Raw genomic sequence first — 23,701 nt, forward strand, 5'->3', positions numbered from 1 at the left:
AAGGTCAGACGCTGCGCTGGTCCTCCAGGATCATCGCAGCGCCCTTTTCGGCGATCATCAGTGTCGGCGAATTGGTGTTCCCACTGGTGATCGCGGGCATGATAGACGCGTCCACCACGCGCAGCCCTGACACGCCGTGCACCCGCAGCCGCGCATCGGTCACTGCCATCGGGTCGCTGGCAAGTCCCATTTTGGCCGTGCCCACGGGGTGGAAGATGGTGGTGCCAATCGCGCGCGCACCTTCGAGAAGCTCCGCGTCGGTTTCCAGCGCGGCCCCCGGCTTGTACTCCGTCGGGTCATATTTCTGCAACGACGGCATGGCGACGATCCGTCGCACAAGCCGCAGGGACTCGACGGCTACCGCCTGATCCTCGGACGTCGTCAAGGCGTTCAGCCGGATCGACGGCGGGATGGCAGGATCGAGACTGCGCAGGCTGACGCTTCCGCGGCTCGTCGGCCGCAAATTGCACACGCTCGCCGTAAAGGCCGGAAACGTGTGCGGATCCTCACCGAACTTGTCGAGTGACAACGGTTGAATATGAAATTGCAGATTGGGCGTCGCATAGCGCGGCGACGACCGTGCAAAGGCCCCAAGTTGCGAGGGCGCCATGGTCAGCGGCCCTCGTCGGAACAGCAGGTATTCGAGCGCCATATGGGCCTTCCGCGGTAGCGAGCGAAACTCCTCGTTCAGGGTGCGCACACCGGAGACACTATAGATCGGCCGAAGCTGCAAATGATCCTGGAGGTTCTGGCCGATCCCAGGCAGGTGGTGTGCCACATCGATTCCGTGCTCGCGGAGCTGCGCGCCATCACCGAGGCCTGAGAGCTGCAGGAGTTGCGGGGACGCGACTGCGCCGGCCGAGAGGATCACTTCCCGCCTCGCCATGATACGCCGTATCGCACCGTTCTGCCGCACTTCGACACCGATGGCGCGCTTCCCATCCATGAGAATACGGGTGGCATGGGCATGGGTCTCAACCTTCAGGTTGGGGCGCGACAAGGCCGGTTTCAAAAAGCCGCGCGCGGATGACCAGCGACGCCCGCTCTTCTGGTTGACGTGGAAATACGCCACGCCTTCATTGCTCCCGGTATTGAAATCGTCAGTTCGGGGAAGCCCCGCCTCGACGGCCGCATCGCGGAACGCATCAAGAATGTCCCACCGCATGCGGGGGGCCTCGACGCGCCATTCACCGCCTGCGCCGTGATGCTCACCCTCGCCGAGATAATGATCGACGTGCTGGCGGAAGATCGGCCGAACATCGTCCCAGCCCCAGCCGTCCAGTCCGATCTGGCGCCAACCGTCGTAATCCTCGCGCTGGCCCCGCATGTAGATCATGGCATTGATGGCAGATGATCCGCCGAGGACCTTTCCGCGCGGATAGTTGAGCACGCGGTTGTTCAGGCCGGGCTCCGCCTCAGTCTGATACATCCAGTCGGCGCGCGGGTTTCCGATGGCGAAAAGATATCCGACGGGGATGTGAAACCAGATCCAGTTGTCCTTGCCGCCGGCCTCGAGAAGGCACACCGAATGGCTCTCATTGGCGGAGAGCCTGTTTGCAAGGACGCAACCGGCAGAGCCAGCGCCGACGATCACGTAGTCGGTCGTCACAATTTCCGTCATTGGGTCCTCGGCAATCGCAGGCGTGGGACCGAAGCACCTCGCATCGCGTTAGCCGGCTGCCCGTCGACGCAGGAATGCCATGGCCTCGCCCGCGATGCCGCGCCGGAACAACAGAACGCAGATGACGAAGATGATGCCGATCAGTACTGTCACGGGGAAATCCGAGGCTGCCAGGTAATTCTGCAGCGCAATCACGAGACCTGCCCCGACGACGGGACCCACGAGGGTGCCGATGCCGCCAAGGAGCGTCATGAGAATGACCTCGCCCGACATCTGCCACTGCACGTCCGTGAGGGTCGCGAACTGAAAGACGATTGCCTTGGTGCCGCCGGCAAGGCCCGCAAGCGAGGCCGACATGACGAAGGCGCCCAGCTTGTAGCGGTCGACACGATAGCCGAGCGAGATGGCGCGCCGTTCGTTCTCCCTGATGGCTTTCAGAATGTTGCCGAAGGGAGAATGCACGATCCGCCAGATGGCGAAGAAACCGATCAGGAAAATCGCGAGCGTCACGTAGTACATCGCCAGGGGCCCGCTGAGATCGATGAGGCCGAGCAGATGGCCGCGCGGCACGCCTTGAATGCCGTCCTCACCATGCGTGAAAGGAACTTGCAGGCAGATGAAGGCGAACATCTGCCCAAGTGCCAAGGTGATCATAGCAAAATAGATGCCCTGCCGGCGGATCGCGAGGGCGCCGACGATGACGCCCAGCACACCGGCGCCGACGGCGCCGAGCAGAATTCCTGACAGGGGTTCCCAGCCCCAGACCTTGACCGCGTGGGCCGTGATATAGGCAGCGCCGCCGAAGAAAGTGGCGTGGCCGAACGACAACAGGCCCACATAGCCGATCAGCAGATTGAACGCGCAGGCGAACAGCGCGAAGCACAGAACGCTCATGAGGAAGACAGGGTAGAGAAAGAAGGGTGCCACCAGAAGCGCGACAATCGAGACCGCGGCAAATGCCAACGTGGACCGTCGGAGTCGGGATGCTGGAGACAGCCGGCCGGCATCGGCATTCATGACATCACTCCTCACGCCCGAACAACCCCGCCGGCCTCACCAGCAGCACGATCGCCATGACGACGAAGATGACGATACTGGACGCCTCCGGGTAGATCACCTTTGTCAAGCCCTCGAGCACGCCGAGCATGTAGCCCGTCACGATCGCGCCCAGAATCGAACCCATGCCGCCCACCACCACCACGGCGAAGACGACGATGATCAGGTTGCTGCCCATGAGCGGGCTGACCTGATAGATCGGTGCCGCGAGCACGCCGGCGAGCCCTGCCAGCGCCGCGCCCAGTCCGTAGGTAAGCGTCAGCAGCCGCGGAACATCGACCCCGAAAGCCTGCACCAGCGTGGCGTTCTCGGTCGCTGCCCGCAGGTAGGCGCCAAGCCTGGTCTTCTCGATGAGCAGCCAGGTGCCGAGGCAGATGACAAGTGATGCGATCACGACCCAGCCGCGATAGATGGGCAGGAACATGAAGCCGAGATTGAGAGCACCGGAGAGCTGTGGCGGTGGCGAATAGGGCTTGCCTGCCGCTCCGAACCAGTAGCGGAATGCGCCCTCGATAATGAGCGCGAGGCCGAACGTCAGAAGCAACCCGTAGAGCGGGTCGAGGCCGTAGAGGCGTCTCAGCATGGTCCGCTCGACAACGACGGCCGTCACACCCACGAGCAGGGGCGCAACGACCAGCGCGGGCCAATAGCCAATGCCGGTATACGCGAGCAGAAGATAGGCCGCGAACGCGCCCAGCATGTATTGCGCTCCGTGGGCGAAATTAATGACGCGCAGCAACCCGAAGATGACGGCGAGGCCGAGACTCAAAAGCGCGTAGAATGATCCGTTGATGAGACCGATGAGGATCTGCCCGTAGAGGGCAGGCGCGGAGATGCCGAAGATCGTGCTCATGCTGCCCTCACACCCCCAGAACGTCTTGCAACTGGCCCATGTGGGAATCGAGGTCGCGTGCCGCGAAGGAATTGACGATCCGCCCGTCCTCCATGAGGTAGAACCGGTCGGCGACCTTGCGGGCGAAGCGAAAGTTCTGTTCGACCAGCAGGATTGTCATGCCCCGCTGCTTGAGAGTCGTCAGCACGTCTCCGATGCGCTGGATGATAACCGGGGCGAGCCCCTCGGTCGGTTCGTCCAGCAGCAGAATCCTGGCGCCGGTGCGCAGGATTCTTGCCATGGCCAGCATTTGCTGTTCCCCGCCCGACAGCTTGGTGCCTTGGCTTGAGCGCCGCTCGTGGAGGTTGGGAAACAGGCGGTAGATGTCCTCGACGGTCATGCCATCCGGCGCCACGCGCGGCGGCAGCATCAGGTTTTCCTCCACGGTCAGGCTGGCGAAGATCCCGCGCTCTTCTGGCACGTAGCCGAGGCCTGCCTGGGCCACGCGATGCAGAGGGAGGCCGATGAGGTCCTGGCCGCGCAGGGTGATGGTGCCTTCACGCTTGCGCAGGATTCCCATGATGGCCCGCAGGGTCGTGGTCTTGCCGGCGCCGTTGCGTCCCAGGAGTGTGATGGTCTCGCCCTCGCGCATGGCGATGTCGACCCCGTGCAGGACGTGACTCTCGCCGTACCAGGCCTGCAGGCCACGAATCTCGAGGAACGGAGGCTCACTCATGTTCTGTTCCCAGATAGGCCTCACGTACACGCGGATCGGCACTCACGCTCTCATAGGATCCGTCTGCCAGAATTTCGCCCCGCGCCAGCACGGTGACACGGTCGCAGAGATCGGCCACGACCCCAAGGTTGTGCTCGACCATCAAAACGGTTCGCCCTTTGGCGATGCGGCGGATCAGCTCGGAGATCCGGCCGATATCCTCATGCCCCATCCCTGCCATCGGTTCGTCGAGCAGCAGCATGGTGGGCTCGAGCGCCAGGGTCGTTGCAATCTCCAAGGCGCGCTTGCGTCCATAGGCCAGCTCGACGGCCGGAAGATCCGCATACTCGGACAATCCGACGGCGTCGATCAGCTCAAGGGCGCGCGCATCGAGGGCCGCCAGGACATCGGATGATCGCCAGAATTGCGTTGCAAGACCCGCCGGCCGCTGCAGCGCCACGCGCACATTGTCGAGGACGGTAAGGTGGGAAAAAACCGCCGAGATCTGGAACGACCGCACGAGCCCGAGGCGCGCGACCTCGGCGGGCTTGAGCCGGCTGATGTCGTCGCCGCGGAAGACAATGCGTCCGCGCGTGGGCGTCAGAAATTTGGTCAGGAGATTGAACACGGTCGTCTTGCCAGCCCCGTTGGGGCCGATCAGAGCATGCACCGATCCCTCGGTCACCGAGAGCGAGACGTCCTTCACCGCGACGAAGCCACGGAATTCCATCGTGAGCCCGCTGGCGGAAAGTATGGGCTGCGTCTCGACCATCATACGGTCATCAATCTCTTGTCGAACGGGTTTCCCGTCCGGGTCAGTTCGCTGCACCGGAGGGCGAATTTCGGAGAATGCAGGGCGCGCTGCGCACGCACCCTGCATGATCGTGCTACGGCGTGATCTAGCAGCCGCTGTCGGCCATGGACAAAAACGCCTCGTCGCCCGGAACTTTCGCGAGCTGCTTGTACATGTCCCACTCGCCCTTGCTTTCGTCGGGTTTCTTCACCTGGAACAGGTACATGTCATAAACCATGCGGCCATTGGGAAGGACCTTGCCCTTCTTTGCAAACACGTCTTCGACCGGCATCTCGTGCAGAAGCTTGGCGACAGGCTCCGTAGCGTCCGTGCCGGCCTTCTGCACCGCCTTGAGGTATTGCAGGACGGTTGAATAGGTTCCGACGTGGATCATGTTCGGCATCCGGCCGGTCTTATCCAGATAGCGTTTTGCGAAGGCACGGTTCTCGTCATTCTGGTCCCAGTACCACCCTTCGGTCAGCGTAAGCCCCTGTGCCGCCTTGAGGCCCAGGCCCTTCACCTCGGCCAGCGTGAACAGCAGCGCTGCGAGGCGTGTGCCGCCCTGCGTGATGCCGAATTCCGACGCCTGTTTGATGGCATTGGCGGTGTCGAGGCCCGCATTGGCAAGGCCGATGACGTTGGCACCGGAGCCCTGCGCCTGCAGGAGAAATGACGAGAAATCGTTGGCGCTCAGCGGGTGGCGAACCGCACCCACCACTTGGCCGCCCTTTGACTTGACGAACTTGGAGGTCTCGCCTTCCAGCGAGTATCCGAACGCATAATCGGCGGTCAGAAAGAACCACTTGTTGCCGCCGTTCTCCACCAGGGCGCCACCGGTGCCAACGGCGAGCGCATGGGTGTCGTACGCCCAGTGGAAGCCGTAGGGCGTGCATTGTTTGCCGGTAAGATCGGATGTGGCCGCACCGGTCACCATCGTGATTTTTTTCTTCTCTTTGGAGAGCCCCTGCACGGCGAGCGCGACGGACGACGTCGTCAACTCCATGATGGCGTCGACCTTGTCGGTATCGTACCATTGCCGGGCGATGTTGGAGGCCACATCGGGCTTGTTCTGGTGGTCGGCGCTGACGATCTCGATCGGCACACCGAGAACTTTCCCGCCGAAATCCTGGACGGCCATGCGGGCTGCCTCCACAGACCACTTGCCGCCGAAATCAGCATAGACGCCAGACTGATCGTTGAGGATGCCGATCTTGACGACGCCGTCCGAGGCCTGCTGCGCCGATGCGGCTTGCGTCAGAACGGTGCAGCTCAGGGCGAATACAAGTGTTTTGAGAATTTTCATCAGCTTCTTCCCTTCTGTTTTATTGCGCTGGGATAGAGCCAGCGTCTTTATCGAGCCATGGTGGAACCGGCTGCGAGCGTGGTCAAGGAAGCTAACGGCGCATTCGCGCGCAGCAATCCCGCCAGGGTTCATCCTTAAGTCGCATGACCCAAAGCCGACGCCTTCGCCGCGCTAGGGCGACGGTCTCCACGCGGTCCGAGAGCTACCCTTACGTCTGCGCGACGGGGCGCAGATCAATCGCGTCGATGAGCGCCATGCGCCGCGCTTCACCGGCGACAATCTTGGCTTTCAATTCCTGCAATGTGCTCCGGTGCGTTCCGAAAATGGCAATTCCGGCAAGAACGGCGCTCACGCTGGCGAGAAGGATCAGCACATCGGACCGGACCAAGCCAAGAACGAGCGCGGCCATGAGCGCAAGGCCGCCGCCGGTTGCCAGCCTGGCCACAACCATGATCTTTCGGCAACGCTCCGCCGCATCGGCAAGCATATCGATCTCAAGCTCGAGGTTCGCGATCTCGTCGCTCATCATCGTCATACCCCCGAACTCGTCTCCGCCGCATGCAAACGCAGAACTCTAAATCCGACGCAGGGGGATCGTCCAGGCAAAGACCATCCCAAGCCCGGCAAAGGCTGCAATCGTCAGGAATGCCGCGCGAAACCCGTCCGCGACCGAGAGGAGCACCGCGCCCCTTTCCGCCGCGGGCAACATGTCCAGCGCCGACGGGCCCTCCTGCAGCAGATGTCCGAACAAATCGGTGACTGCTGCGCCCTGTGATCGCAGCGCCATGAACAGCACGGCGCCTACGATCGCGGCGCCCAGTCCCGCTCCGATGGATCGCGACAGTTGCACGGACGCGGCAGCAGCCCCCAGCATGTCATGCCCCGCCTCGCTCTGGACGGTCACTTGGACGACGCCCATGGTGGTGCCCATGAAGAGCGCGCAGGCCGAGAGGGCGAGGGCGAGCTGGGTGACCGTCAGATATGGGGCGCCATAGGCAACAAGCACCATGGTCATCGTCGCGCCCAGCAGCCCGAGCGAGGGGAAAATCGCCGTGTACCCTGTCCTGCTGACAAGGCGCCCCGTGAGGATGGATCCCAAGCCGACCCCGACCGTCAACGGAAGCAACAGAAGGCCACTTTCTGACGGCGATGCACCCCGGACGACCCGCAGATAGATCGGGATGAAGGTGGTCAGCGAGACGAGGGCGGCGCCGTGGCACGCAGCAAGCGCGTCGGCGCGCCAAACACTGGGTTGGCGCAGCAGGGCAATCGGCAGGAGCGGGACGGCGGCGCGCTTCTCACGCCAGATGAGACAAAGCAGGGAGATGACGGATAGCACTGTCAGGGCCAAGGCTCGGGGCAGAGCCGATGGGTCCGCTTTCTGCATCTGCTCGAGTGCAACGAGGAGGGGGGCGATGAAGGCGATGAGGAGGACAAGCCCCCCTGCATCAAACCGCCCAGGGTGCCCGGAGCCCGCCCGTGCCGGCAGCCTCAGGGTCAGGAAGAGGGCGAGAAGACCCAGCGGAGCACTCACGAGAAAGATTGATCGCCAGCCGTAATATTGGGTCAGGAAGCCGCCCGCTACGGGGCCGAACGTGCTGGCCGACACGACGATGCCGGCGAGATACCCCTGAAAGCGCCCGCGCTCGCGCGGCGGGATCGTTTCGCCGATGAGTGCCTGCGAAAGGGTCATGAGGCCGCCGCCGCCGAGACCCTGCAGAACACGGCCCGCCACCAGCATTTCGGTGCTGATCGAAACCGCGCAGAGCAGGGACGCGACAATGAACATGGCGAGCGCAACGAACATCAGCCGCCTGCGGCCGTAACTGTCACCCAGACGCCCATAGACCGGTGCCGCGATGGTTGCGGCCATCAGATATGAGACGACGATCCACGAGACTCTCTCGGGGTCTCCAAGCTCGGCGGCAATCGCCGGCAGGGCGGCGGCGACAATCGTCTGGTCCATGACGGCCAGAAACATCGGCACCATGATGGAAGGGAGGACTGTTAGAAAAATGCGTCTCAGGGTGGGAGCGGGGAGAACGCCTTTCGTGGGATCGTCAGACAATGAGACAGTCGTCCTTCAGCGTTGGTGCCGTTTGAGGTCGCGCCGCAACCCATGACAGGCGCATCGCGACTGGCACAGGCGGGTTGAAACGGTGAGGGCTCAAGAGTGACGGATCGGGACCCACAAGTCACGTTTATCGTCTGGTTGCTTGACAATTTTTTGCCCGCGGCAGGCCTCATGCCCCGAGCGCATTGTTGCGTCGCGTGCAACGCAAGCACAAATGCGCGATTGCGTATAATGACAGTCGCGAATCACTCTCAAGGCGCACAAGACATGGCGACGGTTCTGGAAAGACTATGGTCAAGCCTCTTTGGCGGCCCTAAGGCCGAATCGGCGCGCCCTGTGGCTGAGGCGACCGAGTACAAGGGCTATCTGATCACTCCCACGCCCTATCCGGCGAAAGGCCAGTTTCAAACCGCCGGACTGATCGAAAGGGATCTGGAAACAGGCCGAAAGGAGCACCGGTTCGTTCGGGCGGAGACCCATGCGAGCGTCGAGGATGCGAGTTCTTTCGCACTTGCGAAAGGGCGGCAGATCATCGACGAGCAGGGTGATCGCATCTTCGATTGACGGCGTGGCGATCAACTCCGCAGCACGATACATACCCCGCCGGCGGCGCGAATCTTGCCACAGACGGCATTGGCGGCCTCGCGCGTGGCCGCTGGAGCCCGGACGCGATAGAATGCTCGTGTGCCGCGGCTCCTGAGCCTGGTGCCAATAATCATCGGCTGGATGTCGCCCAAAGCAGCCGCATAGGTTTCTCGGGCCCGAGCGAATGATCGAAGCGCGCGCTCTTTCGAGAAATTGCCCGCGAGCTGCACGCCCCATGGGGCGAACGGCGCCTCCGCGATACTCTCGTTCCCCGGTCGGCGCAGGAGTGCGGTGACCTGGAGACAGGAACTGGGCGGCGCTGTGGGTGCCTCTGTCTGATCCGCCTCCGGGCCGCGGCGGGCAGCCCATGCGTCAGCCGATTGCCCCGTGATCGCGAAGACATACTGCCTTGTTTCCGACGGCAGAGTGCGCTGCGCCGCCAGCCACCCCGTCACGCGAGCCGGGCCGCCGTTATACGCGGCGGCTGCAAGGCCGAGATTGCCGAACCGTGTGGTCAGGTCCGCGAGCAGTGACGCCGCTTTCGGAATGGCCTGTTCCGGATCGAAGGGATCGGCAAGGCCGCGCTCCTGAGCGGTGCCCGGCATGAATTGCGCAATACCCTGCGCACCGGCCGGGCTGACGACGCGGGGGCGGAATGAACTCTCCTGCCAGATGAGTCGGGTGAGAAATTCGACCGGAATGTCATGTGACCGCGCGCTCTCTTCGATCAGCCGGCACAGTGCCTGTTCGACTGTTTCCGTGGCGGGGAGAGGGGTTGCCACTGCCCCCGCCGCACTGACGAGTGTGGCGAGCGCAGCGAGGCGAAAGCAGGCCCAAAACCCGGGGTGCCGCGACACGATCATCTCCGCCAACGTTGCGGCGCCGAGAGTACACGCGGAGGAGGGGCTGACCGATCCGCCTTGCCAAAAATCTTCATCGTCTCGACGTGTCCGTTGCAGTGATCGTGCTAGCGGGCGACGAGCCTGTGCGGCAGGAGGTCGTCCTCCGGCTGATCGCCTCTCCATAGGATCTCCAGCTGCGCCACCACACGGGAGCCAAACGCATCGTAGGGAATATGGACTGATGTCAGCCAGGGAGCGAGCCACGCATTGAGCGCATTGTCATCCACGCCCAGGATCCTGCAATCGGCAGGGATCGAAACGCTCTGTTCCCAGGCCAGGCGATAGGCGCCGTAGGCCATGAGATCACTGGCGCACAAGAGCCCGCTTGGCCAGTCGCCCGTGCCGACCAGGATACGCGCGGCCTCGTATCCAACCTGCAGATGAGAGAGTCCTGGCGCGTCGGCTCGTCTTATCTGATCCTCCGCGATACCCAGATGGCGCATTCGCTCGATAAATCCAGCCACGCGGTCCCGTGTGGTCGATGAGCCCTGAGATGGGTAGATCACGGCTGGCCGTCTGATTCCGAGTGACCAGAAATGGTCCGCCGCGTCCGCACCCGCCCGGTAGTTGTCGATCCCGACGAAGGGGCCAGGACCAACTGGGTTGCGGCGACCAACAAAGACGATGGGATCTCCCCGTCCCACGGCGCCGGCGAGAGCCAAGCTGTCAACGGCATTCACCAGAACATAGCCGCGAACACCCTGTGAGCGCATGGCGTGCAGGTACTCGTCCTGCAGATCCGGGCGATCATGCGTATCGCACAGAATCATGACATAGCCGGCCGCCCGGAGGGCGGCTTCCGTCGAGGCGGCAATGGCCGCCATGGCCGGATTGTCGAGATTGGGCGACAGCATCGCGACGATGCGGCTTTCCCTTCGTCGCAGGGCTCGTCCCACATGGTTGGGGCGGTATCCGAGTGTCTCGATCACCTCCCGGATGCGCGCCGCCGTTTCGGTCGAGGCGCGCTGGGTCTGGCCATTCACGATCCGCGAGACGGTGGCGACGGACACCCCTGCCGCCGCCGCCACCTGGGCTAGGGAGACAGGGGCGGTTGTGACCTGGCGTTTCTTGTTCATGGGTCCTTTTCTCACCGTTTTCCGAGGAGTGTCGAGTCCCGCATCAGTCCCATCAGAAACCGCATTGACAATTTAGGCAAACGTTTGCCAAACTCTCTCCCAAGATGAGACTCCTCCTTGCAAGGGGTCCGTTCTTACAGGGCAGGATCGAGGAGAAGCGCTCCCGGTTCTGAGAGGAATGCCATGCCGAAGCCGGTCTCCGTTCCGATGTCTTGCCCAGCCTGAGGCTGCGAGCGCAATGCGTTTGCGTGGCTCGCGCACAGTGCGACCTCGCATCGTATGAATCTCAGGGCAAGGACGGCCGGCAACCGAGCTTTTGAGGGAGGATGACGATGAAGACTACACGACTTTTGCTGGGCAGCGGCCTGCTTGCCCTCTGCCTCGGCGCCAGCCAGGCTCAAGCCCAGACGACGCTGCGCATGACGTGGTATTCCGACGGCAACGAGGGGGAGGTGATGACCGACCTGCTGCGCCGTTTCGAGGAGAAGAACAAGGACATCAAGGTCGTGCTCGACCAGGTTCCGTTCAAGGCCATCAACGAGAACCTCCCGGTTCAGCTGGCGTCCAACCAGGGTCCGGACATCGCCCGCGTCGGAGATCTCGGCGGGATCGCGAAATACATGCTGGACCTGCGTCCGCATCTCCAGAACCCGGCCTATTTCGAGGCGAGTTATGGCCCGTTTCTCTCATGGATGCGGGTCCCGGGCGACACCTCCTCGATCCCTGGCTACATGACGCAGCTCACCGTTACCGGCCCGTTCGTCAACAAGACCTTGTTCGAGCAGGCTGGCATTGCGATGCCTGGGCCAAAAGCGACCTGGGAGGATTGGGCAAAGGCCACGAAGGAAGTCGCCGCAAAGGTTCAGGCACCTTTCCCGATCGCGGTCGACAGGTCTGGCCACCGATTCTTTGGCATTGCCATTGGGCAAGGCGCCAAGGTGCTGAATGACAAGGACGAACCCGCTGTCATCGATGACGGTTTCAAGCGCGCCGCCCAGCTTGTCTACGACTGGCACAAGGCTGGTGTGATGTCGAAGGAGTTGTGGGGCGCTGTCTCGGGAACTGCCTATCGCGGCGCCAACGATGAATTCAAGAACGCCCAAGTTGTGATGTACATGTCGGGGTCATGGCAGATCGGCCAGTTCGACAAGACCATCGGCTCGGCTTTTGACTGGGTTGCGGTGCCAACGCCTTGCGGGCCGGCCAACTGCTCCGGCATGCCGGGCGGGGCCGCGCTGGTCGGCATCAAGACGACGCAGCATCCGAAGGAAGTGGCGCGCGTGATCGAGTATCTCGCCAGTGAAGACGTGGCGGCCGAATTCTACCAGCGCTCGCTCTTCGTGCCAGGCCATCTCGGGATCGCCAAGAAGGGCCTCGACTACAAGGATGCTTCACCGCTCGGCAAGGCCGCGCTGAAAGTGTTCAGCGATCAGGTCAACTTGCTGGCGCCGGCTGCCAACCGCTTGCAGGGCTACGTCAATAACCGCGTGATCTTCAACGCGACCATCAGCCGACTTGGGCAGGCCATTACGGGCGAATCCACGCTGGACGAGGCGTATAAGCGGATCGCCAGCGATGTCGACCAGCAGATCGCCGAGCGGAACAAGAAATAATAATGCCGATTCCGGGCCATTGCGATGATGGCCCGGGGTCCCTTGCGCGCAGACAGCCGATGACAGAACGGTCGCCCATGCCCGGCGTTGAACCCCTTCCGAAGACGACAGCACGCCCAAGCATCGTCGCCTGGCTCGGCATCCCGTTTGTGCTGGCGATGCGCATTGTCGACTATCCGATGCGGGCGCTCCAGCGTGCGCTTGGCGAGCAGCGGATGGCCTATGTCTTTCTGCTCCCAAACCTCATTTTCTTCAGCCTCTTCGTCTTCGCTCCGATCGTCATCAACGTGATTTTCTCGGTCACGGGCGGACCGGCCCTGTTCCCGTCCGAACGGCCCTTCGTGGGTGCCGGGCAATATGCCTATCTGTTCGACTGCGGATCTTACCTCGATCCGAGCACTTGCCGGGAGGACCATTTCTGGCGCGGCGTTGCCAACACGTTCAGGTTCACCGCTTCCCAGGTCGTCGCGATGGTTCTCCTGTCGCTCCTGACCGCCGTCGTGCTGAACATGAAAATTCGCGGTCGCGGATTTTTTCGCGCGGTCTATTTCTTCCCGGTTCTCCTTTCTCCGGTTGTCGTCGCGCTGATCTGGAAATGGATCTTGCAACGCGACGGCCTGTTGAATGCGGGCATTATTGGGCTTGGGGGCGAGCGGATCCTGTTCCTCGTCGAGCCCGGTTGGGCGATGTTCTGGGCCGTGTTCGTGTCGATCTGGGCTCATATGGGATTCTACACCCTCATCCTTCTCGCGGGTCTGCAGGCCATCCCCTCCGATATCTATGAGGCGGCCGAAATGGACGCGACACCGCGCTGGCGGGTCTTCCTGCGGTTGACCCTCCCGCTCCTCTGGCCGAATCTCATCGTTGTGATCGTGCTCGCGTTGATCCGCGGCGTTCAGACATTCGACGAAGTCTTCGTGCTCACCGGTGGCGGTCCGGGGACCGCCACACTGATGATCGTGCAGTACATCTACGAGACTGCCTTCTCCAATCAGGTGCAGAATTTCGGACTCGCGGCTGCAGCCTCAGTGGTCCTTGGCGTCGTGCTCTGCCTGCTCACAGGCCTGCAACTGGCCCTCTCGCGACGAAAGGCGGCGTGATGGGAACAACCCTTTCGCGGATCCTCACGTCCCGCCGGCGAGCCGGGCGATGGCACTGGACGGACGTTGCCGCCTACACCTACCTTTGCATTGGCGTGATCCTGATGTTCGGGCCCGTGGCATGGCTGGCGCTCTCATCCTTCAAGACGCAGGCCGGGTTGCTGGAATTCCCACCGACGTTGCTGCCCTTGGCACAGAAGGAGGTGGTCGTTGATGGCTATCCTCAGCCACTGCCGTTGTTCGCCGCAACGCTCGAAGACGGCACGACGCGGCATCTCGCCCAGGTCCGACGCATCGGAATTGTGGCGCAGATGGTCGATCCATCCGATCCATCGCAGCAGTTTCGGGTTCCGATCGAGCGGCGTATTCCGGTCCGGGAATTCTCTCTGGCGACATCGAATTATACCGAGCCGCTGCAGCGTTTTGCCTTCATGCGCTTCCTCGGTAACTCGGTCTTTGTGACCGTCGTCGCCACGCTCATCACGCTTTTGATCAACTCGATGGCGGCCTACGCTCTGTCCATTTATGAATTTCGTGGCAAGAATACCGCCATGGTTCTGGTGATCGGAACGTTGATGATCCCCATCACGATTATTCTCGTGCCAGTCTATCTGGTGGTGACCGAATTCGGTCTCGTCAATTCTCTCTGGGCCGTCATCCTTCCCGGGGCGGCCACTCCAACGGGTGTTTTTCTCCTTCGCCAGTACATGCTGACGCTGCCCCCTGACCTGATCGAGGCGGCCCGCATGGACAAGGCATCGGAGTGGCAGATTTACTGGCGCATCGTGATGCCGCTGACTCTTCCGGCCCTTGCAGTGCTGGCGATATTTTCCATCATGTGGCGCTGGAACGAGTTCCTGTGGCCGCTCGCTGTGCTCACCAAGACGGAAGTCTATACGCTGCAGATCGGGCTCAACGCCTTCCAGGGCGAACTGCAGACGCAGTGGCATTTCCTTCTCGCCATGACGATGGTGACACTCATTCCGGTCGCCATCGTCTTCGTCTTCCTGCAACGCTTCATCACCACCGGTATTGCCAATACCGGGATGAAATAACTCTCCGGATGACCCATGGCTGAGCTGAAGCTCGTCGACATCAAGAAGTCCTATGGAGCGGCCAAGATCCTCCACGGCATCGATCTGGACATCGCCGACGGTGAGTTCGTCGTGTTTGTCGGGCCGTCCGGTTGCGGCAAGTCCACGCTGCTGCGCATCATCGCGGGACTCGAGCATGTGAGTGAGGGAGAGATTCTGATTGACGGTCATAGCGTCGTGGGCGTGCCGGCCTCCGACCGCGGCCTTGCCATGGTGTTCCAGTCCTACGCCCTCTATCCGCACATGAGCGTCTTCAAGAACATGGCGTTCGCCCTCGAGAACATGGGGCTCGGACGACAGGAGATTGACCAGCGTGTGCGGCGAGCGGCGCAGATGCTGCAGCTCACGGACTATCTCGACCGCAAGCCAAAGGCTCTATCCGGCGGGCAGAGACAGCGCGTGGCCATCGGCCGCGCGATCGTCCGCGACCCCAAGATCTTCCTCTTCGACGAGCCGCTTTCGAACCTCGACGCGGAGCTGCGAGTCGCGACCCGGAAGGAGCTCGCGGCCCTTCACGGACAGATCGGCGGGACCATGATCTACGTCACGCACGACCAGGTCGAGGCCATGACCTTGGCCGACCGCATCGTGGTCCTTCGCGCCGGACGGATCGAGCAGATAGGCACTCCGCTCGACGTCTATAACCGACCTGCCAACCTGTTTGTGGCTGGCTTCATTGGTTCCCCGCGCATGAACCTGCTGCCAGGCCGTGTTGTCGGACCGGACGCCATCCGCATTGGCAACGAACCGCACATGATTGCGATGCCGCTGCCGGAGGGGCTGCACGTGGATGACGAGATCACGCTCGGTGTGCGACCGGAGCATATGGACGTGACTGCGCGGGACGATGCGGACCTCGCCATCACCCTGGATCTCGTCGAGCATCTCGGCGGCGAGACCTACCTCTACGGCTCGACGCCGGGTCTGGCGCAGATCACGGTCAAGCAGGATGGCCAGACAGCCTACCAGCGCGGAACACGGCTCAGGCTGCACTTCAGGCGAGACGCGTTTCACCTTTTTGACGTTGCCGGACGCGCGCTGCGCGCCAACTGATCGTTCTCAGGAGACACATCGATGAAGGCTTTGGTGGAAGGGCGCTACGGCGGTCGCGACGGTATTTGGGCGGTGTTTACTCTTGAGGCCGGCGCGGAGCTTCGAGTCGGTATCGTGGAGCATGATATCGGACGGGTGCTGCTTCGACGCGGGAATGGATACCGGTTGGATCGCGGCTGGTCTATTGCGCCCGGCGGTCTCGAGCCCCCCTATGAGGGCCGTCTGCGGGACGACCTGTCCGGCTTTACCTGCCCGAAGGCTGAGGCGAGTGAGGCCGACGGCAAAGTCGTGCTGACGGGCGGTGGCCTGCGGGCAGAGGTGACACTGGCTCCCTTTGGAATCGCGTGGTTCAGATCCGGCGAAACAACCCCGTTTCTCCATGATCGCGCCACGCAGGCTTACTTTGTGTCGAACAAGACCGGCACATTGCAGCATGTCATGGCTCGGGACAAAGGCGAGCGTCACTATGGCCTTGGAGACAAAGCCGGCCCTCTCGATCACACTGGCCGCCGGTTCAAGATCGATGCCGTCGATCCCTGTGGATTTGACGCCGAGCTGAGCGACCCACTCTACAAGATGATTCCGTTCCTGCTGGTCGACGGCCCGACCGGCGCGCACGGGGTCTTCTACGACAACATGGCGGTCGGCGAGATGGATCTCGGCTGCACGCTCGACAACTACCATGGATTGTTTCGGTCATATTCGGCGCAGGATGGCGATCTCGATTTCTACGTGATGGCCGGTCCCACGATTCCGGCGGTCGTCCGACGGTTTTCCTGGCTCACGGGCGGACAGGCCTTTGCGCCGAAATGGTCCCTCGGTTTTGGCACCACCTCGATGACGATCGCCGATGCGCCGGACGCCGACGCGCGGATCTCGGATTTCATCGACAAGTGTCGTCACTATGACGTTCCCTGCGACAGTTTCCATTTCGGCTCTGGCTACACCTCCATCGGACACCGCCGCTACGCCTTCAACTGGAATCGCGACAAATTCCCCGACCCGGCCGCCACCATGGCGCGGCTCAAAGCTGCTGGGATGGAGCCTGTCACCAATTTGAAGCCATGTCTGTTGGACGATCATCCGCGCCTTCCCGAAGCCATGGCGGCCGACATTCTCGTGCGGGATGCGCAGACGGGTCGGCCAGCGCTGGCGCAATTCTGGGATGGCCTAGGATTCCACATGGATTTTACCAATCCGGCCGGAAGAGCCTGGTGGCGGGCCGGCATTAAAACGACATTGCTGGACTATGGGGTCGTGTCCGTCTGGAACGACAACAATGAATTCGAAATCTGGGACGAAGACGCTGTCTGTGATGGGGATGGCAGGCCTTTTGCTCAATCCCTCGCGCGACCGGCCCAACCGCTGCTGATGACCAAGCTGTCCTACGAGGCGCAGCAGGCTCAGCATCCGCATAAGCGCCCCTATGCGGTCACGCGGGGCGGGGCCGCGGGGCTTTGGCGCTACGCCCAGACCTGGTCGGGCGACAATGAGACGGCCTGGAAGACACTTCGCTTCAACCTGACCCAGGGACTGAATATGAGTCTCTCCGGCATGTTCAACATCGGTCATGACGTCGGAGGGTTTCACGGGCCGAGTCCAACACCCGAGCTGTTTTGTCGGTTCGTCGAGTTTTGTTCGCTCTGGCCACGCTTTGTCATGAACTCCTGGAAGGACGACGGTGTCGTCAATCTCCCGTGGATGCATCAAAGCGTGATGGCAGAGGTTCGCTCCGCCATCCAGCTTCGCTATCGTCTCATGCCCTATCTCTACACTCAGATGTGGCGGGCATCGCTTGCCGACGAACCGGTCATCCGACCGCTCTTTTTTGATTTCGGCGACGATGCCGCGGCGAGGGACGTGCAGGACGCTTTCATGCTCGGACCAGACGTGTTGGTGGCTCCCGTTCTCGAAGAGGGCGCCGTGGCGCGCGATATCTATCTGCCGGTGCATGCCGGCGGTTGGTACGACTTTCACGACGGGACCCATATCCGGGGCGGCCAACAGGTCAAGGTTCAGGCGCCTTTGGGACGCTTGCCGGTCTTTGTCCGCGCCGGTGCAATGGTGCCGCTCGGGAGCCAGTTCGGCGGGATCGATCCGCAGTCTGATGTGCACCGCGAGTTGGTGGTGTTCGGTTCACCTGCGCTGCCGTCCTCGACTGAACTTTATGAAGACAATGGCGACGCTGCGAGTTGGCGGTCAGGAGGCGGGTTGGTCGTGCGATTCACGCTCGCGCCCCAAGGCGGCGTACTCGTTCTATCCTATGAAGCAGCGGGCGATTATCGGCCAGCCTTCGAAGAGCTGCAGGTAAGAGCGATCTCTCCCGGCCTCATCATTCGGTCGACTCCGGGCGAGCCCATCAAGCTTGTTCCGGGCGATCCATTTTTTTGAGCCGTCAATGTCGTGAGCGGATGGCGCCAATAACGATATCTCGTTAAATGAGTAACTCGCACTGCACATCGTGAAGGAATGAACTTTCGGCAACGGCGGTGCAACTTCGAATCGAAGAGCGCAAGAAAATGCAACAATAAATCGGCCAAAAGGACCTTTTGCGCCGCAAATAATACCCTCATTGAGTGGTAGGAATACCCTCTTTGGGTATTAGCGCTGCCGTCCGACTTCGTGTCTCTTATGGCCCGAGAATCCTCCCGATTGCGGCCGTCGCCGCGGGCGTCTGGAGGCAACGAAGGACATTTGAGGCGTACCCATGGCTGATGTAACAGTAAACCTAATTGACTATAATCTCGGTAAACCCTTCGACGCACTCGACAACGTCGTCCTGGCCGATACAGGCGCTGCCATCGGCGCTCTCACGCCCACGGAAATCGGCGAGCTGGCTGGAAACAATGTCGACTCCATCAATGCGACCGACGACGTTCTGGCACTGAACACCACGCAGTTCGCCCAGCTGGGCGCAGTGACCCTGACTGCCGGTGATGCGGTTACTCTCGCAGACACTGGCGCTGCGATCGGCGCTCTCACGCCAACCGAGATTGGTGCGCTGGCTGGCAAGAACGTCGACATCATCGATGCGACCGACAACGTGTTGGCCCTCAGCGCCGCGCAACTCGCCCAGCTGGGCGCAGTGACCCTGACGACCGGTGATGTTGTTACTCTCGCAGACACTGGCGCTGCCATCGGCGCTCTCACGCCGACCGAGATTGGTGCGCTGGCTGGCAAGAACGTCGACATTATCGATGCGACCGACGACGTGCTGGCGCTCAGCACCGCGCAGCTCGCCCAGCTGGGCGCAGTGACCCTGACGGCCGGTGATGCGGTTACCCTCGCCGACACCGGCGCTGCGATCGGCGCTCTCGCGCCGGCCGACATTGGGGCGCTGGCTGGCAAGGGCGTCGACTTTATCGATGCGACCGACGACGTGCTGACCCTCGACACCGCACAGCTCTCCCAGTTGGGTGCAGTGGCCCTGACGGCCGGTGACGTAGTCACTCTGGCGGAATTCGGTGCCGTGCTCTCCGGCGGGTCCGCGGCGCAGGTTGCAACGCTTCAGGGCCTGGGCGTTGACGTCATCGACGCAGTCGACGACGTGCTCACCTACTCGCTCGACATGATGAACGCATTGGGAACGGTGCAACTGACTGCGGGCGACCTCGTGACCGTTGCCGATACCGGTGCGGCCTTGAGCGCGCTGACGGCCGCAGAGGTTGCGGCGCTGGTCGCCAAGCAGGTCGACGTGCTCGATGCCAGTGATAACACCGTTACCCTTTCGGCTGCCGCGACCGCTGCGCTGGGACCGATCACGTTTGACGCCTCAGACACTGTCAACGTCGCCGATACAGGCGCTGCTATCGCGACTTTGACAAGCGTGCAGATCGGTGGCCTTGCCGCCAAGGGCATCGTGTCGCTCGACGCCAGTGACGATGTCCTCGCACTGTCGGTGGCCCAGTTCAACGCGCTCGGTGCTGTGACTTTGGCGGCCGGTGATACGGTCTCCTTGGCCGATACAGGCGCTGCGTTGGGCACCTTGACGACCGTACAGCTTGCGGCCCTCGCAGCAGCGGGGATCGACACGCTTGACGCAACCGACAATGCGCTGTCGCTCTCCATCGCACAGTTGGGCGCTCTCGGTGCCGTCACGCTCACCGCGGTCGACGTTGTGACTCTGTCCGACACGCGTGCCAATCTCGAAGGGCTCACCATCCCCGAAATGGCAGCGTTGGCCGGCCAGGGTGTCGATCGAATCGACGCAAGCGATGACGCACTCGTTCTGTCCATCGCTCAGGCCAATGCACTGGGTGGCGTGTCATTCGCTGCTGGGGATGCCGTCTCGATCGTTGATACGGGAGCGGCTATCAGCGGCCTCTCGGCAGCCGATATTGCGGCCTTCTCGGCACGTGGGGTCGATTCGTTCGATGCCAGCGACAACATCGTCCAGTTCAGCGTTGCGCAGTTCGCGTCCCTGGGTGCGGCATCCTTGGCCGCGGGTGACTCTGTCACTCTGGCCGATAACGGCTTCACCCTCAGCGGGCTGAGCGCATCGCAAGTTGCGCAGCTTGGTGCAAAGGGTGTGGACGTCATCGACACGACGGACAATGTGCTCAATCTGTCGCTTGCGCAGTATCTTGCACTTGGCGGCGTGGCTTTGACCGGCGCCGACACCGTGACGCTCTCCGACACTGGCGCTGCCTTGAGTGCGCTGTCCGCGTCGCAGATTGCGGAACTCGCGGGCCGCGGCGTCGATTCCATCGACGCAAAGGATGGCGTTCTTACCCTCTCCAAGGCGCAGTATGCGGCGCTGTCGGTACCGCTGGCTGCGGGCGATAGCCTGAAGATCAATGGCGGCGCATTCAACGATAAGATCGGTGGAACGGTCAGGAATGACATCCTCAAGGGTCTCGGCGGAAACGATGTCCTGTCGGGCGGTGCGGGCAATGACAAGCTCTACGGTGGCCTTGGCAAGGACGTGCTGACTGGCGGGCTTGGCAAGGATGCCTTCGTGTTCGACACGTCGCCGAACAAGAAGACAAACGTCGACAAGATCTCCGACTTCAACGTCAGGGACGACTCGGTCTACCTCGACAATGCCGTCTTCAAGACACTCGGAAAGGGGACAGAAGCCTCGCCGAAGGAGCTTAACAAGGCGTTCTTCACCATTGGCGACCACGCCAAGGACAAGAACGACTATGTGATCTTCAACAACAAGACGGGTGTGCTCTATTACGACGCAGACGGGTCTGGCGGAAAAGCTCAGGTTGAGATTGCGACGTTGAAGAAGGGTCTCAAGATGACCTATCACGACTTCTTCGTGATCTAAGACGTCTCTGCATGACGAGAACCTCCCGACTTCGGTCGGGAGGTTTTTTGTTGCCTGAAGCTTCTCGCGCTGTCACCCGGGAGGCAGCAGGCTGCGAAGCGTCTCCAGACCCTGCACCATCGCCGCTTCGTTGCTTGCCGCGTACCCCATCACAAGCCCCGATTTTTCGCGGCCATGACGGTAATGCATCGACAAGGCCGACATGTTGATGCCCCGCTCTCGCGCAGCAAGAACAAGCGTGTGATCGGAGATGGGGTGTCGCAGGAGACCCGCCATCTGGATTCCAGAATCGCCCGGCACCATGGTGAGCCAATCCCCGAGATGGGACTGGACGAGGTCCTTGAAGGTTTGCCGGCGCGACGCGTAGATGCGGCGCATGCGTCTCAGGTGACGCGCCATGTGGCCTTGCTCGATGAAGTCTGCCAGCGCGGCCTGCAGCATGAGCGGCGCAAACTGCCCTGTGAGGCTGAGAGCGTTGACGATGCCGTTTTTCAGCGAGGGCGGCAGAACGATGAACCCGAGCCGTAGCGCCGGAAACAGAATTTTTGCGAACGTCCCGACATAGATGACACGCTCGTCATGGTCGAAGCCCTGCATGGCTGGTATTGGCTGACCCTGGAAGCGATATTCTCCATCGAAATCGTCTTCGATGATCCACGCATTGAGCGTCTCTGCAATCTCCAGAAGTTGCAACCGCTGCTCCATCCGCATCGAAGCACCGAGTGGATGCTGGCATGAGGGAGTCACGTAGATAAGCTTCAGGCGGCGAGCAGGTGGCCGTGTGAGATCCCATACACCTTCGCTCACGGCGAGCGGCGCCAGTGTCCCGCCAGCGGCAACAAAAGCCGATTGGGCACCATAATAGCCGGGTTCCTCCATCCACACGCTGTCGCCGGGATCGAGCAGCAGCCGCGCCAGTAGATCCAATCCGGCCTGTGCTCCAGTGGTGATCAGGATCTGGTCAGGCGTGCAGCGCACGCCGCGGGCGACCTTCAGATAATTGGCAATCGCCCGACGAAGATCGGGGTAGCCTTCCACGTGGTAAGTTCCGAACAGGGCGTCGCGGGCATGCTGCGCGCGGCGCGTCAGAAGCCGTCCCCACAGACCGAACGGAAAATTGGCGGCGTCTGGGAGGCCGGGGTGAAATGCGGTGCCGCCTGGGCGGCCATAATGAAATGGCTGCCGGGTCATCAACTCGCCTCGCTTGGACAAGGGGCGGCGTTGCGCCGGCGGGGTTTCCTCTGCACTGAGCGGGCGGATCGGCAGGTCGACGACGACCGTGCGGGCGCCTGGTCGCGCCACGCCATAGCCCTCTGCCGTGAGTTGATCGTAGGCCGCCGTCACCGTGTTGCGGGCGATTCCCAGATCCTGCGCGAGAGCGCGCGTCGACGGCAGATCGGCACCAGCGGGCAGTGCCCGCCTCTGGATGAGGTCTCGCAGGGCCTCATAGAGCTGCCGGTGCAACGGGACACTGGACGTCCGGTCCAGCGAAAGGGCGAAGAGGGGAAAGGTCTGAGCCAATTCGGCTCCTCCTGCAATTTATTATAACGTAACATAAATTCAAAACTGGCTCCATTGAAATTGCGGGAACCGGCCCTCGCGGAGGGTGCAGCGCTTCCTAGTATGGCGCAGCGGCGATAACGGCGGCTGGGAGCGTGAGCATGGGCGTGAAGATCGGGATCAATCCCATCACCTGGACCAACGACGACGTGCCGTCGCTCGGGGGAGATACGCCCCTCGAAGTCTGCCTGGCTGAAATGCGCAAGGCTGGCTACCGCGGGACTGAACTCGGCGGAAAGTACCCGCGCGAGAGCGGGGCGCTCGCAGGCGCGCTGTCAAAGTTTCACCTCGAACTGGTGTCGGGCTGGTATGATGGGCGCATCCTCGAGCGCGAGGTGGACGCGGAATTCGACGCCGTGCTGCCGCACCTCTCGCTTCTTCGAGACCTTGGCGCAAAGCATGTCGTGTATGCCGATACCTCATGGGGGCGGCACGACGCCATCTTCCGCCCGATATCGGAGCGACCCAAGCTTCCTGAGCGGGATTGGCCGGCCTATGGCGCCAAGATTACCCGATTGGCAGAGAAAATGGCTGATTTTGGCGTCGCCATGGCGTTCCACCACCATATGGGAACGATCGTCGAGACGGATACCGAGATCGATTCCCTGATGCGGCACACCGGCAAGGCCGTTGGCCTCCTCTTCGATACCGGCCATTGCGTGTTCGCCGGCGGGGACCCGGAAGCCCTTCTCGAACGTCATCTTGATCGTGTCGTTCACTTCCATTGCAAGGATTACCGGCCGGCCGTGATGGCGCAGGCGCGCCGCAACGACATGAGTTTCATGGAGGCGGTCCTCGCGGGCATTTTCACTGTTCCCGGTGACGGTGAGGTGCCCTTTGGGCGTCTCCTCGCCATGCTAGCTGGAGCAGGTTACGCGGGCTGGCTGGTGGTCGAAGCCGAGCAGGATCCGGCCAAAGCTCATCCTTTGACCTATGCGCGCATGGGATACGCCCACCTCAAATCGGCCGCGACAGCGGCAGGGTTCATCGTCGAGGAGTGACTGGCCACCGGCGGCGGCCACATCAGGCTGCCTTGCCAGGATCAAGCG

Annotated in this window: 19 protein-coding genes; 8 read left to right on the forward strand and 11 right to left on the reverse strand. The window is 62.1% G+C overall.

Features of this window, described 5'->3' with window-relative positions; translation table 11 throughout:
- Window positions 1-4: 4 nt before the first annotated feature.
- From J4G32_RS13125 to J4G32_RS13160, 8 genes are all read right to left on the reverse strand, one after another.
- Window positions 5-1,621 carry a GMC family oxidoreductase gene (locus tag J4G32_RS13125; protein WP_210494012.1) on the reverse strand — a complete coding sequence of 539 codons (1,617 nt, stop codon included), beginning with the start codon at window positions 1,619-1,621 and terminating at the stop codon, window positions 5-7.
- Between the two features lie 48 nt (window positions 1,622-1,669).
- Window positions 1,670-2,638 carry a branched-chain amino acid ABC transporter permease gene (locus tag J4G32_RS13130; protein ID WP_210494018.1) on the reverse strand — a complete coding sequence of 323 codons (969 nt, stop codon included), beginning with the start codon at window positions 2,636-2,638 and terminating at the stop codon, window positions 1,670-1,672.
- Window positions 2,639-2,642: 4 nt separating this feature from the next.
- The gene (locus tag J4G32_RS13135; protein WP_210494023.1) at window positions 2,643-3,530 is read right to left on the reverse strand and encodes a branched-chain amino acid ABC transporter permease; all 888 of its coding nucleotides are present in this window, start codon (window positions 3,528-3,530) and stop codon (window positions 2,643-2,645) included.
- A gap of 7 nt (window positions 3,531-3,537) precedes the next feature.
- A complete protein-coding gene (locus tag J4G32_RS13140; protein ID WP_210494026.1) occupies window positions 3,538-4,245 on the reverse strand; it encodes an ABC transporter ATP-binding protein in 708 nt (235 codons plus the stop codon).
- Complete coding sequence (locus tag J4G32_RS13145; protein ID WP_210494392.1) at window positions 4,238-4,996, reverse strand: ABC transporter ATP-binding protein; 759 nt, start codon at window positions 4,994-4,996, stop codon at window positions 4,238-4,240. Before J4G32_RS13145 ends, J4G32_RS13140 begins: the two co-directional genes overlap by 8 nt.
- A 127-nt stretch (window positions 4,997-5,123) precedes the next feature.
- A complete protein-coding gene (locus J4G32_RS13150; RefSeq protein ID WP_210494031.1) occupies window positions 5,124-6,320 on the reverse strand; it encodes an ABC transporter substrate-binding protein in 1,197 nt (398 codons plus the stop codon).
- Window positions 6,321-6,528: 208 nt separating this feature from the next.
- Window positions 6,529-6,855 carry a hypothetical protein gene (locus J4G32_RS13155; RefSeq protein ID WP_210494035.1) on the reverse strand — a complete coding sequence of 109 codons (327 nt, stop codon included), beginning with the start codon at window positions 6,853-6,855 and terminating at the stop codon, window positions 6,529-6,531.
- A 39-nt stretch (window positions 6,856-6,894) separates the two neighbouring features.
- Window positions 6,895-8,388: an MFS transporter gene (locus tag J4G32_RS13160; protein ID WP_246505029.1), complete on the reverse strand. Its 1,494-nt coding sequence runs from the start codon at window positions 8,386-8,388 to the stop codon at window positions 6,895-6,897.
- A gap of 273 nt (window positions 8,389-8,661) precedes the next feature.
- Between J4G32_RS13160 and J4G32_RS13165 the strand changes: the two genes are divergently transcribed.
- The gene (locus tag J4G32_RS13165; RefSeq protein ID WP_210494041.1) at window positions 8,662-8,958 is read left to right on the forward strand and encodes an HlyU family transcriptional regulator; all 297 of its coding nucleotides are present in this window, start codon (window positions 8,662-8,664) and stop codon (window positions 8,956-8,958) included.
- Between the two features lie 11 nt (window positions 8,959-8,969).
- On the opposite strand, the gene J4G32_RS13170 is transcribed toward J4G32_RS13165, so the two are convergent.
- Both J4G32_RS13170 and J4G32_RS13175 read right to left on the reverse strand, forming a co-directional pair.
- Window positions 8,970-9,836, reverse strand: a complete 867-nt coding sequence (locus J4G32_RS13170) for a lytic transglycosylase domain-containing protein (RefSeq protein ID WP_425515514.1) — start codon at window positions 9,834-9,836, stop codon at window positions 8,970-8,972.
- A 110-nt stretch (window positions 9,837-9,946) separates the two neighbouring features.
- A complete protein-coding gene (locus J4G32_RS13175; RefSeq protein WP_210494053.1) occupies window positions 9,947-10,957 on the reverse strand; it encodes a LacI family DNA-binding transcriptional regulator in 1,011 nt (336 codons plus the stop codon).
- A gap of 332 nt (window positions 10,958-11,289) precedes the next feature.
- On the opposite strand from J4G32_RS13175, the gene J4G32_RS13180 reads away from it, so the two are divergent.
- The 6 genes from J4G32_RS13180 to J4G32_RS13205 all read left to right on the forward strand — a co-directional run bounded on the left by J4G32_RS13180 (window position 11,290) and on the right by J4G32_RS13205 (window position 21,092).
- Entirely contained in the window at window positions 11,290-12,570 is a 1,281-nt protein-coding gene (locus tag J4G32_RS13180; RefSeq protein WP_210494055.1) for an ABC transporter substrate-binding protein, read from the forward strand.
- A 77-nt stretch (window positions 12,571-12,647) separates the two neighbouring features.
- Window positions 12,648-13,670, forward strand: a complete 1,023-nt coding sequence (locus J4G32_RS13185; protein ID WP_425515515.1) for a carbohydrate ABC transporter permease — start codon at window positions 12,648-12,650, stop codon at window positions 13,668-13,670.
- On the forward strand, window positions 13,670-14,725 hold the full coding sequence (locus J4G32_RS13190; RefSeq protein ID WP_210494059.1) for a carbohydrate ABC transporter permease: 1,056 nt from the start codon (window positions 13,670-13,672) through the stop codon (window positions 14,723-14,725). The genes J4G32_RS13185 and J4G32_RS13190 overlap by 1 nt, the downstream gene beginning before the upstream one ends.
- Before the next feature lie 15 nt (window positions 14,726-14,740).
- Window positions 14,741-15,817: an ABC transporter ATP-binding protein gene (locus J4G32_RS13195; protein ID WP_210494060.1), complete on the forward strand. Its 1,077-nt coding sequence runs from the start codon at window positions 14,741-14,743 to the stop codon at window positions 15,815-15,817.
- Between the two features lie 21 nt (window positions 15,818-15,838).
- Complete coding sequence (locus tag J4G32_RS13200; protein ID WP_210494061.1) at window positions 15,839-18,208, forward strand: glycoside hydrolase family 31 protein; 2,370 nt, start codon at window positions 15,839-15,841, stop codon at window positions 18,206-18,208.
- Between the two features lie 316 nt (window positions 18,209-18,524).
- On the forward strand, window positions 18,525-21,092 hold the full coding sequence (locus J4G32_RS13205; RefSeq protein ID WP_210494063.1) for a calcium-binding protein: 2,568 nt from the start codon (window positions 18,525-18,527) through the stop codon (window positions 21,090-21,092).
- Between the two features lie 72 nt (window positions 21,093-21,164).
- Here the strand turns inward: J4G32_RS13205 and mocR are convergent, their stop codons facing one another.
- On the reverse strand, window positions 21,165-22,613 hold the full coding sequence (gene mocR, locus J4G32_RS13210; RefSeq protein WP_210494067.1) for a rhizopine catabolism transcriptional regulator MocR: 1,449 nt from the start codon (window positions 22,611-22,613) through the stop codon (window positions 21,165-21,167).
- Window positions 22,614-22,753: 140 nt separating this feature from the next.
- Between mocR and iolE the strand changes: the two genes are divergently transcribed.
- Window positions 22,754-23,653 carry a myo-inosose-2 dehydratase gene (gene iolE / locus J4G32_RS13215; RefSeq protein WP_210494072.1) on the forward strand — a complete coding sequence of 300 codons (900 nt, stop codon included), beginning with the start codon at window positions 22,754-22,756 and terminating at the stop codon, window positions 23,651-23,653.
- Window positions 23,654-23,701 lie beyond the last annotated feature (48 nt).

This window comes from Microvirga antarctica (assembly GCF_017921815.1).
Taxonomy (GTDB): Bacteria; Pseudomonadota; Alphaproteobacteria; order Rhizobiales; family Beijerinckiaceae; genus Microvirga; species Microvirga antarctica.

Bases quoted from the DNA above. Each gene is read 5' to 3' on its own strand.
- J4G32_RS13140 (WP_210494026.1), bottom strand. From the start codon at position 4,245: ATGAGTGAGCCTCCGTTCCTCGAGATTCGTGGCCTGCAGGCCTGGTAC.
- J4G32_RS13185 (WP_425515515.1), top strand. From the start codon at position 12,648: ATGCCCGGCGTTGAACCCCTTCCGAAGACGACAGCACGCCCAAGCATC.
- J4G32_RS13190 (WP_210494059.1), top strand. From the start codon at position 13,670: ATGGGAACAACCCTTTCGCGGATCCTCACGTCCCGCCGGCGAGCCGGG.
- J4G32_RS13175 (WP_210494053.1), bottom strand. From the start codon at position 10,957: ATGAACAAGAAACGCCAGGTCACAACCGCCCCTGTCTCCCTAGCCCAG.
- J4G32_RS13135 (WP_210494023.1), bottom strand. From the start codon at position 3,530: ATGAGCACGATCTTCGGCATCTCCGCGCCTGCCCTCTACGGGCAGATC.
- J4G32_RS13130 (WP_210494018.1), bottom strand. From the start codon at position 2,638: ATGAATGCCGATGCCGGCCGGCTGTCTCCAGCATCCCGACTCCGACGG.
- J4G32_RS13150 (WP_210494031.1), bottom strand. From the start codon at position 6,320: ATGAAAATTCTCAAAACACTTGTATTCGCCCTGAGCTGCACCGTTCTG.
- J4G32_RS13205 (WP_210494063.1), top strand. From the start codon at position 18,525: ATGGCTGATGTAACAGTAAACCTAATTGACTATAATCTCGGTAAACCC.
- J4G32_RS13145 (WP_210494392.1), bottom strand. From the start codon at position 4,996: ATGGTCGAGACGCAGCCCATACTTTCCGCCAGCGGGCTCACGATGGAA.
- J4G32_RS13155 (WP_210494035.1), bottom strand. From the start codon at position 6,855: ATGACGATGATGAGCGACGAGATCGCGAACCTCGAGCTTGAGATCGAT.
- J4G32_RS13125 (WP_210494012.1), bottom strand. From the start codon at position 1,621: ATGACGGAAATTGTGACGACCGACTACGTGATCGTCGGCGCTGGCTCT.
- iolE (WP_210494072.1), top strand. From the start codon at position 22,754: ATGGGCGTGAAGATCGGGATCAATCCCATCACCTGGACCAACGACGAC.
- J4G32_RS13195 (WP_210494060.1), top strand. From the start codon at position 14,741: ATGGCTGAGCTGAAGCTCGTCGACATCAAGAAGTCCTATGGAGCGGCC.
- J4G32_RS13200 (WP_210494061.1), top strand. From the start codon at position 15,839: ATGAAGGCTTTGGTGGAAGGGCGCTACGGCGGTCGCGACGGTATTTGG.
- J4G32_RS13180 (WP_210494055.1), top strand. From the start codon at position 11,290: ATGAAGACTACACGACTTTTGCTGGGCAGCGGCCTGCTTGCCCTCTGC.
- J4G32_RS13165 (WP_210494041.1), top strand. From the start codon at position 8,662: ATGGCGACGGTTCTGGAAAGACTATGGTCAAGCCTCTTTGGCGGCCCT.